This window comes from Candidatus Zixiibacteriota bacterium, from assembly GCA_034003725.1.
Classification (GTDB): Bacteria; Zixibacteria; MSB-5A5; order GN15; family FEB-12; genus WJMS01.
This window is the reverse complement of sequence record JAVEYB010000013.1, coordinates 16,662-30,154: the sequence shown is the minus strand read 5'-3', so window position 1 is coordinate 30,154 and position 13,493 is coordinate 16,662. Positions and strand designations below refer to the sequence as shown.

The 13,493-nt window shown below is 57.6% G+C and carries 10 protein-coding genes and 2 tRNA genes; all 12 read right to left on the bottom strand.

What is annotated here, in order from left to right; genetic code table 11:
* Positions 1 to 4: 4 nt before the first annotated feature.
* Positions 5 to 505 carry a type I-E CRISPR-associated protein Cse2/CasB gene (gene casB, locus RBT76_13155; protein MDX9858732.1) on the bottom strand — a complete coding sequence of 167 codons (501 nt, stop codon included), beginning with the start codon at positions 503 to 505 and terminating at the stop codon, positions 5 to 7.
* Complete coding sequence (gene casA / locus RBT76_13150) at positions 502 to 2,076, bottom strand: type I-E CRISPR-associated protein Cse1/CasA (GenBank protein MDX9858731.1); 1,575 nt, start codon at positions 2,074 to 2,076, stop codon at positions 502 to 504. The genes casB and casA overlap by 4 nt, the downstream gene beginning before the upstream one ends.
* Positions 2,063 to 4,843: a CRISPR-associated helicase Cas3' gene (gene cas3, locus RBT76_13145; protein ID MDX9858730.1), complete on the bottom strand. Its 2,781-nt coding sequence runs from the start codon at positions 4,841 to 4,843 to the stop codon at positions 2,063 to 2,065. Before cas3 ends, casA begins: the two co-directional genes overlap by 14 nt.
* 71 nt (positions 4,844 to 4,914) lie before the next feature.
* Positions 4,915 to 5,940, bottom strand: coding sequence for a tyrosine-type recombinase/integrase (locus tag RBT76_13140; protein MDX9858729.1), 1,026 nt, complete (start codon positions 5,938 to 5,940; stop codon positions 4,915 to 4,917).
* A tRNA-Lys gene (locus RBT76_13135) sits at positions 5,933 to 6,005 on the bottom strand. Before RBT76_13135 ends, RBT76_13140 begins: the two co-directional genes overlap by 8 nt.
* Before the next feature lie 221 nt (positions 6,006 to 6,226).
* Positions 6,227 to 6,298: transfer RNA gene (locus tag RBT76_13130), tRNA-Lys, on the bottom strand.
* A 285-nt stretch (positions 6,299 to 6,583) separates the two neighbouring features.
* Positions 6,584 to 7,189 carry a superoxide dismutase gene (locus tag RBT76_13125; protein ID MDX9858728.1) on the bottom strand — a complete coding sequence of 202 codons (606 nt, stop codon included), beginning with the start codon at positions 7,187 to 7,189 and terminating at the stop codon, positions 6,584 to 6,586.
* A 225-nt stretch (positions 7,190 to 7,414) separates the two neighbouring features.
* A complete protein-coding gene (locus RBT76_13120) occupies positions 7,415 to 7,975 on the bottom strand; it encodes an FKBP-type peptidyl-prolyl cis-trans isomerase (GenBank protein ID MDX9858727.1) in 561 nt (186 codons plus the stop codon).
* 67 nt (positions 7,976 to 8,042) lie between these two features.
* Complete coding sequence (locus tag RBT76_13115) at positions 8,043 to 9,317, bottom strand: adenylosuccinate synthase (protein ID MDX9858726.1); 1,275 nt, start codon at positions 9,315 to 9,317, stop codon at positions 8,043 to 8,045.
* A gap of 13 nt (positions 9,318 to 9,330) precedes the next feature.
* Positions 9,331 to 9,924 carry a ribosome biogenesis GTP-binding protein YihA/YsxC gene (gene yihA, locus RBT76_13110; GenBank protein MDX9858725.1) on the bottom strand — a complete coding sequence of 198 codons (594 nt, stop codon included), beginning with the start codon at positions 9,922 to 9,924 and terminating at the stop codon, positions 9,331 to 9,333.
* A gap of 52 nt (positions 9,925 to 9,976) precedes the next feature.
* Positions 9,977 to 12,376, bottom strand: a complete 2,400-nt coding sequence (gene lon, locus RBT76_13105; GenBank protein MDX9858724.1) for an endopeptidase La — start codon at positions 12,374 to 12,376, stop codon at positions 9,977 to 9,979.
* Positions 12,377 to 12,531: 155 nt separating this feature from the next.
* Positions 12,532 to 13,467: a serine/threonine-protein kinase gene (locus RBT76_13100; protein MDX9858723.1), complete on the bottom strand. Its 936-nt coding sequence runs from the start codon at positions 13,465 to 13,467 to the stop codon at positions 12,532 to 12,534.
* Positions 13,468 to 13,493: the final 26 nt, after the last annotated feature.

The window sequence follows — 13,493 nt, the reverse complement described above, 5'->3', positions numbered from 1 at the left end:
GTAACTATGACTTTTCGGTCTCCGATGTAGCAGCGAAATAGGTAAAGGCCCAGTCACGCTTCACCGCATCACCCCAGTACCACACGGCTCGAGACAAGTCCAGCAGATTGACCTTTCGCCCGAGCATGTGGATTATCCGACGCATGGTGTCTGGAAGCTCGTGCCACTCGCGTTGAAGCAGCCTTCGGAATCGAAGATCACTTACCGCGGGTCCTCCCCCCTTGCCGGTGGCCATCTGAACTGCCATTCGCTTTCTGCCGTCGTGACTGTCCACCTGCGCAAGCAGCCCGGCCAGAACTCCAACACGCTCTAATGAAGCACTGTCGAACTGGCTTCTAGGTCGAAGCATGAAGGCAAGTCTGTGGAATGCGGGCGATTGAATGATCTCTGTCACTGTTCTGGCCCTCTTCAGCTCTGCACGCCCGCCACGGTCATGAATGAGTGCCGCATGCCAGGACAGGATTGTTTTGGAATCATTCGAATCCGGATTGAAATTGAGGTTCAAACAAGTTCCTCCTCTGCATTGACTGTCATGATCTTGTGAAAGCGATCTGGATGTAGCTCCTTAACAAGCTGCTTCTTGGCGGGAATGAGCTTCTCCAAGTTTGCAAAACCGATATCGATACGGCTGAGTGCTTCGTCGAAGATGTTGAACGCTGTCGCGCGCAGTGTCCTGATCCAGACTTCGGCCAGTTGCCTGCGTGCCGTATCTGCACTGGTACCCCGTTCGACCTTACGTGAAGCAATCAATTCCTGAACTGTGGAGAAGAAAACTGCCTCCGTCTTCTGGTACAGCCTCTGGCTCGCATCGGCTGTGATGGTCTGTGCAAGAGCGGCTCCCGCTGTCTTACATGCTTTGTGGAGGTTACGTGCGGCGTGAGTTGCCGCTTGAATAAACTGGTGTATTACCGCACTCACCTCCGGAATATCACGTTCGTCCACGTGGTAGATCGGAAATCGCAGCTCGTGCCAACCACGTGCCTTCATATTGTCCATGTCATAACCAAAGCAGTTCAGGCGCAGTTGGATGCTGCGGGGGACGAAGGACATTGCCTCTGATACAACTCGAGCAGCAGAGACATATTGATCGCCAAAGACCCACGAACACCAGTGGCGGTAGGAGAAGCCCTCCGGACCAGGATGCACACAGGTCGGCTGACCATCCTTGCTTGCTCGGTATGGAGAGAGTGGGTGAAGCCAAGCACCCTCATAGTTGTTTCCATATGCACGGGTTAGGTAGGTGCTCAAAACTTCTCCTTTCCCTTGACAGAGGCTGCACGTACCGTCGTCAACTTCTTCCCAGAGCAGTTGTATCCTCCGAGGTGTCGCCCAGAAGCACTGCAGACCGCTGACATCTTCGGGAGTTATGGGCCTTCCTTGATTGGGTTCACTGGTGGCAGTGCGAGACATCCATGGGAAGACTCGCGACAGGTCAGCGCACGGCAGCAAGTCGAGGTCCGTGGCGATCTCTGCGGGAAGCACGTTGAACCAAAGTCGGTCAAAGAGTGTCGTATTAGTCTGTCCCGAAACATCGATGTCGACGAGGGTTGTCAGCGGTCCACCTCCTCTGATTGAAGTCCGGTGCCCCTTGCCCCCAGCGGGGGCGTTGACTTGGAGTGTCATCAGGGCGGTTGCCAGACAAGGTTTGCAGAACCTCACTGCTCCCGCCCGCTTCACGAAATGGTCGGCATTGTTCCTAAGTGTATTGTCACCAGGCTGTTCTATCAGCAGGTTTGCGACGCTCTGAGGATCACCCTCTAAGGATTCAAAGTCTTGCATGAACTTTGGACCGTCTCCATCTAGTTTGAATGCTGGTTTTACCGCCTCAAACTTCTCTTGAAGTGCCTGGGGACTGGGTGGATTTTCAAGCGTTTCGTCCCACGTGGCCCGATCCACACGAAGTGTCGATTGGAGCAGTCCGACCAGAAACTGAAGCAATGCTGCATTGAAGTCTGGTCTGTTGGCAGCCACGGCGGTCGGTGGATTGACGCGGTCCGTGATCTGCCAAGGGGCAATCAGTTCTCGCGTTCCGTCTCTTCGGTGCACTGGAATCCAGGGGTCATCAATCAGGTTCATGCAAATCCTCACGCAGTATCGCATAGTCATTTGATGTTATGAAGCCAAGTTCAGAAGAGTAATGGACTGTCTTCTCCTCTCCGTAGGCGTCTATTACTTTGCACTCCCAATTCCCTCCGGAACCCTTCGTCATAGGAAGCAATACACCCCATCGGCACTGCCCAGGGATCAAACTCTTCACTTGTTCTATGGCACCTCTGAGCAATTGATCCGGTGGAGCAGGCTCCTTGACGATTGCCGCTCTGACATTCAGCATGCTGAGCAACCATGCTTGAGGACCTCCCCGAGTCCAAGGTTCCAATCGTTCACCAACCAAGCGGCAAAGGAGAATAGTCGTACTTTCCTCCATCAACCTGGTTGGAGTGGATCGATCGTCCCACCATACGGTGTTGACGTCCCGCGTATAACCTTGGGCCAAGGGAATGGTGTTTCTAAGCCCGATCGATCTACTGACCACTTGGTCAGACTCATCTCGGGTAATCGATTGCCGCAGACCGGGGGGGACCTCTTGACGGATATCATCCGCATAGACAGACTCGATCAGCCACCTCGTGTCGTTTGGAAGCGTCAGTGTTCCTTTCTCCTGCAGAAGCTTTGCTGTCAGCCACAATTGTGCATGATTCGGATATACAGATGAAGCCTTGTGAAAATGGGCTTTGTACCAGTCACTGCCTGAGTCTGCTGCAGGCGACGGCCCATGAACGTGAAGCACCAAGGGCCCGCGCAGGTCTTGGCCTACTACGCGCTTACCGAACTGGTCGCGACAGTGTCGGCGCATTCGTCCGAGACGTTGTATCAACAGGTCGATCGGTGCCAAGTCGGAGATCATCTCGTCAAAATCCAAATCTAGTGACTGCTCGACTACTTGGGTGGCGATGACAACCCGGCCATTGCGCTGCTCAGCGGTACTGTTCGGTCCGAAAGTCTCGATCAGGCTGTTTTCTGCCGCAAGTCTTTCGCCATTAGTAAAACGCGCGTGTAGGAGAAACACCGACTCGGCGGGTAACCGCCGCCGAAGCTCAACGAATGCCATCTGTGCGTCGCTAACGGTGTTTCGTATCCACACCATACACCGACCCGACTTGACGGTTTCCAAGATGAGGTCGATACATGCCGCGTGACTAGTGAGAAGGTGAGTGCTGAGTGTCCTCTCACATCGGCTGGGCGTGACCAGCCTCGTCTCAACTGACCCTTTGCAGTTACAGGTCGTGATCAGTGGGTACTCTGACTTGCTTAATCCGACATCCTGCGAGGAGATGCCAACTCCTTGATTGAAAGCTGTGACAAGCCTCTCTCGCTGCTTACTGGGGAGTGTTGCCGACAGAAGAATGGTGCTTCCTCCTGCAACGGCATGGGCTTGAATCAGCTTTTCCAGAATGGCAGACATGTAGACATCGCAGGCGTGTACTTCGTCTACGATTAGGACCTTGCCAGCGAGGCCCAACAGACGTAGAGTCAAGTGCTTGGAAGGCAGCACGGCCAGCAGGGCCTGGTCGACAGTGCCTACACCAACATGCGCCAATAGTGCTTTCTTGCGATGGTCCGCAAGCCAATGACTACACGCGGCTCCAGCTGGCAACGCTGAATCGCCAACAGTTCGTGACGATTGCGAATCTTCGGCGAGAATGGAGGCACTGAATTCCGGATTATGATCTCTCATTCCATGACTCAGTACTAAAGTCGGGTGCTCATCGGCGTTGTACAGCAGTCTGTAGTATCGTCTCAGCCTTCGATACATTGAGTCAGATGTGGCTGTAGTAGGAAGAGCCACATACAAGCCGATGTAGTTTAGAGCAGTCATCAGGCGATGCGCAAGAAGAGCTGCCGCTTCCGTCTTACCAGAGCCTGTGGATTCCTCGATGATGAAGAGATAGGGGCCGGACTCAACCTGAAAATTGGCCACCGTTTGCTGCAGATTCGTTTGGTTGATCGAACCGCTATTGGTGCCCAAGATATCGCTCAGTGATATCTCAGCACCTAATCTTGCAGGCAGTATGCCCGTACGATCCACCGCCAGTGAGGCCCGCTCACGAGACTTTTCCAAGTACTCCTGTAGCGGGTATCTTAGGCTCTCCATAGGAAAGTGTGATTCACTCGACGCTATCCAGTCACAGAGCGTGATGAATCCGTTCACCCACCACGACGCTGTTGCCGCCGCTTCCACCGTGATAACAGAAGGATTGACTTCCTGAACAGATAGGAGCGAGAGTGCTTCTGATAGGAAGGTAACGGCTGCCTTCAGATTCGATTCCTCCAGGTGGTCGCGGAGCACTAGGGATACACTTCGCGATTGGAGTGGTAGCCCGTGATGACCGAACGCAGAAGCAGCGAGGATATCAAGTGATGATCTCCGATGAAAACGTCGAGTGTCTCTCCCCGTAAGCCTTCCCGCCTCGCTCAATTGATCGACCAGATGCTGATTCCATATTTCCAATCCAAGCAAGTCATGCCTTGCGGTATATGGAAGCGGTTGCGATTGCTTCAAGAGTCGCTTTGCCAATTCAGGGACAAGACCTTGAAAAGATACGCAGAATTTGCCAATGTCATGCACCAACATCAACAGGCGAATGATTCCTCTGACGTCCTCCTCGGACGTACGAAGTAGCCTAGTTAGAACATCGCTTGCAGGGTGCCGCCGATCCAACAGGCAATCACCAACTGCAACTACGTCAAGCAGGTGATAGGGGAGCAAATGGTGCCGGAAGGCATCATTGCGACTTGCCTTGGCCCAATAATTGTAGTAATCCACTGCTGGTTCGAGGAACATAGTGGGACTCCTCCCAAAGCGAAAATTAGCGACGGACACGATAAATGGCAACACTAAATAGATGCTCTCCACTATACCTCTACTACCCTGTCTGGCGACAGCAGTGCATGGTCGGCCACGAGGTCAGCCGGGCTCAGGTGCAGGTAGTTCTGTGTCACCAATAGAGTGCTATGGCCCAGAATCTGTCTCAGGACCTCAAGGTTCGATCCCCGTTGCTTGGCGTACCATGTGGCGGCTGAGTGTCTGAGCAAGTGAGGGTTGAGCTTCACTCCAACCCGCTGGCCACGACGTTGAACGGTCTTATGGACATGTCGTGACGCTAAGGGCTCTCCCGATCTCATGCAGATAAGGGGCTCGCCCGGTAACTGACTGCGCCACCTGACCAGATACTGCTGGAGGAGCTTGAGCGTCCTCACACCCAGAGGTATGATCCTCCCTTTTCTTCCCTTCCCCTCCCGGATATGGAGTCGTCTGCCCTGGAAGTCAACGTCCTCGGCAGTGAGGTCTCTCATCTCCTTGAGCCGTATCATGCCGCTCCAGAAGATCATCAGCATGCAGACATCCCTGAAGCCAGTGAAGGTCCTTCGGTCGATAGCTTTGAAAACCCGCTGAAGGTCCTCCGGGCTGATCACAGGCTTCGCCCGCTTCGCCACCCGGAGCATACGCACGTTCTTCATCGGACTCACTTCTGACCAGAGACCCTCCGCCAACAGAAAGTTCCAGAAGACCTTGAATACCCGCAGTCGACCGTTTACGGTCTCATCTGAAACACTTCCCTTCACACTCAGGATGTAGTCTTGAATCACATTTCGATCAACTTGTGCGAGCGTGGCTCCATGGTGGTGGAGGTACTTGACGAAGTACCCCGTTCTTTCCAGGTAGCAGGAGATGGTTTTGGGTGTGAGATTCCTCAACTGCAGATCATAGTTGAATGCCTGCAGCAAGTCCTCGTTCGCAAGAGTGCGCTGGGGATTGTCATTGATTGGGTGAGCTGTTCTGGTGTGCATCTCTCGCTCCTTTGTCAGAGGCCCTTTGAGGGCAGGTTTTGCGACCGCGATCGCTATAACCCTAAGAGACACAATAAAAACATGCGCCATCAGGGACTCGAACCCCGGACCCGCTGATTAAGAGTCAGCTGCTCTACCAACTGAGCTAATGGCGCATACAATACGATAGCGTCCCCCGCGCGGGCGGGGTCCGATGTCGGACAACCAATATATGCATCATCCCCCGACACGCAAGCGCAATTCCCACCGCGCCGGCCCCCCTGTCGTCGCCTGTGCCCGGCCGATCGCCCGGCCCCGGATAACCGCGCGGCGACTGCCAAACAACTCGGCGCCCCGGCCGTAAGCCCGGCCGAAGCGCCTATATGCAAGAAACTTATGAGGGTGGAAGGAATCGAACCTTCGACAGCCTGCTTAAAAGGCAGGAGCTCTACCGCTGAGCTACACCCCCATAACGCCTCGACTCTCTTGTCGTGTAGTCGTCTAAAATACCCCGGACCGGTACAAAGTCAACCGGTTTTTGACAGCCAAAGTTCGCTCCCGGCAAGGGTTTTCGGGCCTCGTCCGGCTGTCGGATGCTTATCCACCGAAGGCGGATGGCATTCGACAAAACGATTGATGTCTTTGCCTTCGACACGCGGCATCCGTCAGAGCATCACGGCCGAAAGGCGCCACAAAAAGCCGCCGTGGTCGAGTCGACCGCGGCGGCTTCGTTTTCTCGCTCGGAGAAGTTACGCTACTTCGTCGCGGCCGTGTACAGCTCGCCGACCTTCTCCCAGTTGATCACGTTGAAAAACGCGGCCACATAGTCGGGACGCTTGTTCTGGTACTTCAGGTAGTACGCATGCTCCCAGACGTCGACACCCACAATCGGTTTTTTGCCCGCGCTCAGCGGGGAGTCCTGGTTCGCAGTCGACATAATCTCCAGCTTGCCGCCGTTCACCACCAGCCACGCCCAGCCGGAGCCGAACTGCCCGACCGCGGCGGCGGTGAATTTCTCCTTGAACTGATCGAATCCGCCCAGCTCGCGGGTGATCGCATCGGCCGCCGGGCCGGCGAACTTGACGTCCTTTTTCAGAATCTGCCAGAAGAAGGAGTGATTGACATGCCCGCCGCCGTGATTGCGCACGGCCGTGCGGATGCTCTCCGGCACCGCACTGAGATTGGACACCAGCTCCTCCGCCGGTTTTTTCTCGAGGTCGGCTTTGCCGCTGATCGCTTCCACGAGTTTGGTGATGTAGGCCTGGTGGTGCTTGTCGTGATGGATTTCCATCGTTGTGGCGTCGATATACGGCTCGAGCGCGTCAAAGGCGTATGGCAATGCGGGAAGGGTGTGTGCCATTGCAGTCCTCCTGAGTGTTCGCGGGACGGCCATCATGGGCCATCCCAGTCCAAATTATTCCATGTACGGACTACAACAGTCGAATCGCGCGAAGGTGCCCGAAAAGGACTGGCCGTATACCGGCCGTGCGGACCGTCTCCATCGAATGACCCGCACAAAAAAACGGGTGTCGCGTGCCGTCGGCAAAGCGCCACCCGCATTCATCTTTCCGTATCGTCGGCCTGCTTATTTGCCCGGATAGCTCACCAGTTCGATTTCAAAAAACAACGTCGAGTTCGCCGGAATCATGTTGCCCATCGCGCGGGAACCGTAGCCGAGATCCGGCGGGATCAGCAGCCGCCGAAGGCCGCCCGGTTTCATCCCGACCATCCCCTCGTTCCAGCCCTTGATCAAATTGCCGTCGCCGAGCTTGAACTTGAACGTCTGCACCTGGCCGGTCTGCGGGTTCGCGTCGCGCGAGTTCTGCACCGACTTGCCCTTCTCGCCGTTTTCATCGGCAAGGAACAAATGATAGTGGCATTCGACATTGTCACCGAACTCGGCCGCTTTGCCTTCGCCGACCTTGAGGTCCATCCACTTCAGACCCGACTCGTTGGTTGTCCATTCCATTTTCTGCTCCGCCACCTCGCCGGGTTCGGCTTCGACTTTTTTCACGGTCGTCACCGCGGGTTTCTCTTTTACGGTCACGGCTTTTTCTTCCGTCACCTTCGTGGAATCGTCGCCGCCGAATGCCGGCAGAGCGACTGCACATGCAAACATCGCGGCAAGTGTCACCATTCTCTTCATCTGGATCAGCTCCTTATGTATTTCTTTTCGATCAGTCAATATGCCTGTAGTTCCGGCGCCTGCAACCTTATACCACGATCGTCTCGTCACGTTTGGACCCGGTGGATACGACCCGGATAGCCACGTCAAGATCAGTGGCGATATAGTTCAGGTAGTCTTTCGCTTTTTGCGGCAGCTCGTCGAACGAGGTCACGCCGGTGGTATCCGCCTGCCAGCCCGGTATGGACTTATACACCGGTTTCACGTATGCGAGCTGCGTTAGATCGAGCGGCACCTGATCGCTGACGTCGCCGTCGATTTCGTAATGCGTGCACACCTTGATCTCGGGCTGGTTGTCCAGCACGTCGAGCTTGGTGATCGCGATAGAATCCACGCCGTTGATTCGCACGGCGTGCCGAAGAGCGACCAGGTCGAGCCAGCCGCATCGCCGCGGTCGCCCGGTGGTCGCGCCGTACTCGTCGCCCAGGCGGCGGATTTCCTCGCCGGTAGCGTCCACGAGTTCGGTCGGAAACGGACCCGACCCCACCCTCGTCGTGTAAGCCTTGACCACCCCAACCACCTCGTCGATCATTTTCGGCCCGATCCCCAACCCGGTCAGCGCGCCGCCCGTGGTGGTGTTGGACGACGTCGCAAACGGGTAGGTGCCGAGGTCGACATCCAGCAGGCAACCCTGCGCGCCCTCATAAAGAATTGATTTGCCCTCCCGGTGCGCACGATACAACATCAGCGACACGTCGGCCACCATCGGCCGGATGATCTCGGCCATCTCGAGCAGCATGCGGTACGTCCGGTCGAGATCGGCCCGATCATCGGTTGAGCCTTCCAGATATCGCGACTTGATCACGCGCTGGTACTCGAGCCGGCGGCGAAGGCGGTCCGGGACGAACAGATCGGCCACCCGGATTCCGTGCCGGGCCACTTTGTCGACGTAGGCAGGGCCGATTCCCCGCTTGGTCGTCCCGATCGATCCCGTCCCCCGGTTCTCTTCCTCGACCGCGTCGATCAGCTTGTGATACGGCAGGACGAGGTTGGTGGCGGGGCTGACAAACAGCCGCCCGGCGCATTCAATTCCCTGGGCCGACAGAAAGTCCAGCTCGGTCCGGAAGTCGATCGGATCGAGCACCACGCCGTTGCCGATCACGCAGGTTTTGCCGGGCTGGATGATGCCCGACGGGATCAGGTGCAGAACGTACTTTTTATCGCCGACATGAATCGTGTGGCCGGCATTCGCCCCCCCCTGGAAGCGGGCGATAATGTCGGCCCCGGCTGCCAGCAGATCGACGATCTTGCCCTTGCCTTCGTCGCCCCACTGACAGCCGACAACTACTCTATTCTTGCTCATAAACAAACGCCTCTCAGCGTACTGTGAAATCTTCTACCAGTTCGGTAATCGCGCGCTGCAATTCGAGTTTGCCGACGCCGGTCTTGACCGACGTCACGATCGCCGACAACCCCAGGTCCCGCTCAAGGTGCGCCTCCTGCCGACCGAGCTGACTGCGTGTCAGCTTGTCCGCTTTCGTCAGCGCGATTAGGGCGGGCACCTCGCGGGCGGCGAGCCAGTCGAGAAGCTGAACGTCTTCCGGTGTGGGTTCCCGACGGCTGTCAATCAGCAGTATCAGGCCCGCGAGGGCGGTCGACGTGCGCAGATACGTTTCGATCATCCTGCCCCATGATTCCTTGATCTCTTTCGCCACCCGGGCGTATCCGTAGCCGGGCAGGTCCACCAGGTAAAACGCCCCGTTCACGAGGAAGAAATTCAGCGAGCGCGTTTTGCCGGGCGTCCCCGATACCTTGGCCAGCCCCCTGCGACCGACCAGGCGGTTGAGCAGCGATGACTTTCCGACATTGGACCGTCCGGCCAGCGCGACATGCGGTCGCCGATCCACCGGAATCTGCTGCATGTCGAAAAACGAGCCGACAAACTCCGCGTTAAACCCTCTCGCTCCTATCGCGCTCCTCCTCGCACCCGGTTGTATCCCGCACAGCGCACCCGAAGGCGGCTCAACTCGGACGATTCGCCGCCGGCTGCTGTGCCCGGCGAGTCTGCCGATCGCCCGGCGCCTGCGTCATCGCCAGCTTGATCACGTCATCGATCCGCCGCACGAAATGCAGCTGCAAACCGTCCAGCAGTTCCGGCTGAAGGTCCGGCAGATCCTTGCGGTTCCGCTCGGGCACGATTATCTCGGTGATGCCGTTCCGCTTGGCCGCAAGCAGCTTCTCGTTTAATCCGCCGATCGGCAGCACGTCTCCCGTCAGCGTGATCTCCCCGGTCATCGCGATGTCCGTACGGACCGGTATCCCCGTCAGGCTCGAAAGCATCGCCACCGCCAGAGTGATTCCCGCCGATGGTCCGTCTTTGGGGACGGCTCCTTCCGGGATGTGCACGTGCAGCTCGATCTCTTCGTAAAACTCGTCGGCCAGCCCGTACCGCTTGGTATGGTTGCGAATGTACGACAGCGCGGCCGACGCCGACTCGCGCATCACGTCGCCCAGCGATCCGGTCAGCGTCAGCTTGGCCTTGCCGCGCATCGGAAGCACTTCGACCGGCAGCGCTTCGCCGCCCATTTCGGTCCACGCCAGTCCGACCGCATAGCCGACCGTCGGGTGCGTCTTCAAATTCGTGTCTACATAACGGCGCGGTCCGAGCAACTTGCCGACCTTCGCCTTGTTGAACACCACGCGGCGGATTCTCCTGCCCCTGGCGAGGTCCACCGCGGTCTTGCGCACCATCTCGGTAAGCTTGCGCTCGAGTTCCCGTACCCCCGCCTCCCGCGTGTAGTACCGGATCACTTCGTACATTGCGTCGTCCTTCAGCGACAGATCCATGGATTCGACACCCATTTCCTTTTTGACTTTCGGAAACAGGTAGTCGCGCGCGATGGACGCCTTCTCGAATTCGAGATATCCGGGCAGGCGGATGATCTCCATCCGGTCTCGAAGGGGCGCGGGGATACTCGCAGTTGTATTCGCCGTCGTGATAAACAGGATCTCCGATAAATCGTACTCGACCTCGAGATAGTTGTCGCTGAACGTATTGTTCTGTTCCGGATCGAGTACTTCGAGCAGGGCCGAGGCCGGGTCGCCGCGAAAGTCCTTTCCGACCTTGTCGATCTCGTCGAGCAGAAAGACCGGGTTCGATGACTCGGTTTTCTTGAGAGCCTGGATGATCCGTCCCGGCATGGCGCCGATATACGTGCGCCGGTGCCCGCGTATTTCGGCCTCGTCATGGATCCCGCCCAGCGACATGCGGACGAAATTCCGACCCATCGCCCGTGCGATCGACCGGCCCACCGACGTTTTTCCCACCCCGGGCGGCCCGACCAGGCACAGGATAGGCCCCTTGACTTTGCCCGCAAGACGGATCACCGCGAGATGCTCGAGTATCCGCTTTTTGGCTTTCTCCAGGCCGTAATGGTCGCCGTCGAGAATCGTCTGCACTTCGTTGAAGTCCGTGCGGTCCTCGGTCGTGATTTCCCACGGCAGCGCCAGCAGCCACTCGACATAGCTGCGCACCACGCCGGACTCCGCCGAATACGGATGCATCCGCGACAACCGCTTGATCTCCTCTTCGGCTTTCTCCTTCACACGCTGCGGGTAGGCCCGGGACGACAACTGCGAAAGCAGGTCCTCGACATCGGCCGACTGGTCATCCGCCTGACCCAGCTCGTCCTTGATCGCCTTGAGCTGCTGCTGCAAATACATTTCGCGCTGCGAACGCGACATCGAGTCCCGCACCGAGCCGTCGATCTTCTGCTCCAGGCGCAGTATTTCGATCTCTTCGGTCAAGACGTCGGTCAGAATGCGGAACTGCTCTTTGATCGAATACGCCGACAAAATCGCCTGCTTCGTTTCGATCTTGTGCAGGATATGGGCGGCGATCGTGTCCGCCAGCTGCGTGTACTCCTCGATCGACGCCACCGACACCAGTACCTCGTCGGGTATCCGACGGTTGAGCCGAATGTATTCCGCAAACTGCTCGGTCACCTTGCGGGACAGCGCCTCGGTTTCGCGATCGTACTGCTCGACATCGGGCGGTATCACGCGGATGCGTGCGGACAAATGGTTCTCGGTCTTGGCCAGCCGCACTACCTCGGCGCGAACCAGCCCCTCAACCAGCACCTTCAGCGTCCCGTTCGGCATCTTCATGACCTGCAGCACGCGGGCCACGACGCCGACATCGAACAGATCCTCGGTCGCGGGAACTTCAATTGAGGGCGACCGCTGCGCCATCAAAAACAACTGCTTGTCCCGGACCATCGCCTCCTGCAGGGCGTTCACCGTCATCTTGCGCCCGACCAAAAGCGGGTAAATCATATGCGGAAAGACCACGACATCGCGCAGCGGGACCACCGGCAGGCGCGATTTGATCTCTATCGTCTCAGTGTTGTGTTTCAGCTTCATTGGCTCTCTACGGGCCTTTTCCCGGATCAAAATGAAACGCTCCGTGCAAACCCTTTATAATACGCCCGTACGGGCCGATCGCCAATAACTTTCTGGGGTGTGTGAGGATGATCCCCAACCGGGGATTGAGGGATAACTATCTGTACAGTAATATGTTAATAGCCGCGATAGGTCATCAAAAACCAGATGATCACCAGGATGACAGCTATTGCCGACAAGACCAGAACCCGTCGCGGATTCCCCGATGGCGGCTCCTCGTCCGAGGGTCGGTCCACGACCTCCCGCGTGTGCTGCTCCCTCATCTCCTGAAGGCTCGCCACCAGCGATAACGCCGACAACCGGTCGGCCGGATCCGGCGCACACATCCGCTCGAGCAGCAGACGCGCCTCCGGTGGAACGCGCTGCGCCGCCATCGACTGAAACGACACCGGGATCGACATCACCGCCGTGCGTATCGCCGCAAGCGTGGCGCCTTCAAACGCGGGCTCGCCGGTCAAAAGCTCGAAAAACACCGCTCCAAGCGAAAACATATCGGAGGCGGGCGTCGGTAGCTCGCCGGAGAGCTGCTCCGGTGAACGATATCTGCATGAGCCCACGACGGCCGCGTCGGATTCATCCTGATCGCCGCTCCACGGCAGACAGGAGTCCACCAGCACCATCCGGAGGTCGTCATCGACAATGATGTTGTCGGGGCTGATATTGCCTAACGCCACGTCCTCGACATGCGCCGCCTGCAGGACACCGGCCAGCTGGAGCGCCATCCCGAGAAACTCGGAGTAAAACACGGGCTCGCCGCGCGTGTGCGCCCGAAGCGGGACGCCGGCGGCATATTCCCGCACGATGAACGGACGGTCGGTCTCGGTATCAATCGTGAAAAACGCCGCGATCGACCGATGCTTCAGCGCGTTGAGGCGCTTCATCGCATCAAGAAACCCCTGCCGAAATTCCGCATCGGTCACGAGCGCGGACGGAAGAAACTTCAGGACGACCGGTCGCTGCAACGCTTCGTCGATCGCCAGCCACGTCTCCCCGTGCCGACCCGTACCGAGCAGGTTGGTCAGGCGATATTGTCGAATGTGGAGATGGTCCATTACCTAATCCGACAGGCGCATGAGTT

Bases quoted from the DNA above. Each gene is read 5' to 3' on its own strand.
- casA (MDX9858731.1), bottom strand. From the start codon at position 2,076: ATGAACCTGATTGATGACCCCTGGATTCCAGTGCACCGAAGAGACGGA.
- cas3 (MDX9858730.1), bottom strand. From the start codon at position 4,843: ATGTTCCTCGAACCAGCAGTGGATTACTACAATTATTGGGCCAAGGCA.
- RBT76_13140 (MDX9858729.1), bottom strand. From the start codon at position 5,940: ATGGCGCATGTTTTTATTGTGTCTCTTAGGGTTATAGCGATCGCGGTC.
- RBT76_13125 (MDX9858728.1), bottom strand. From the start codon at position 7,189: ATGGCACACACCCTTCCCGCATTGCCATACGCCTTTGACGCGCTCGAG.
- RBT76_13120 (MDX9858727.1), bottom strand. From the start codon at position 7,975: ATGAAGAGAATGGTGACACTTGCCGCGATGTTTGCATGTGCAGTCGCT.
- RBT76_13115 (MDX9858726.1), bottom strand. From the start codon at position 9,317: ATGAGCAAGAATAGAGTAGTTGTCGGCTGTCAGTGGGGCGACGAAGGC.
- lon (MDX9858724.1), bottom strand. From the start codon at position 12,376: ATGAAGCTGAAACACAACACTGAGACGATAGAGATCAAATCGCGCCTG.
- RBT76_13100 (MDX9858723.1), bottom strand. From the start codon at position 13,467: ATGGACCATCTCCACATTCGACAATATCGCCTGACCAACCTGCTCGGT.